The following is a 259-nucleotide window of genomic DNA, read 5'->3' as shown; positions in this document are numbered from 1 at the left end:
CACCACCGAGTCCATGTTCGCCAACCAGTTGGGCCTGAACGGCACCCTGACCCTGGTCAAGGCGGCCAAGGAGCGCTTCTCCGAAGACCGCGCGAACATCTGGAAGGCCACCCTGGACGACAAGGTCGCCCTGGAGACCACCCGGCAGATGTTGCTGACCCCCAACGACAAGCTGGTGGACGCCGATGAGGCCGCGGTGCGCCGCGAGTTCACCCCGCCGGCGGCGAATACCCTGCCGATCCGCAACGTGGTGGTGGTC

1 protein-coding gene is annotated in these 259 nt (G+C 66.8%); it reads left to right on the top strand.

Features of this window, described 5'->3' with window-relative positions; genetic code table 11:
• Positions 1-13: 13 nt before the first annotated feature.
• Positions 14-259, top strand: a 246-nt coding sequence (locus ACLJNW_RS26230) for a hypothetical protein (protein WP_410961510.1), incomplete at its 3' end; no start/stop codon positions are given.

Source organism: Salmonella sp. SAL4457 (assembly GCF_046548235.1).
Classification (GTDB): Bacteria; Pseudomonadota; Gammaproteobacteria; order Enterobacterales; family Enterobacteriaceae; genus Salmonella; species Salmonella enterica.
This window is presented reverse-complemented; position numbering and strand designations above follow the sequence as displayed.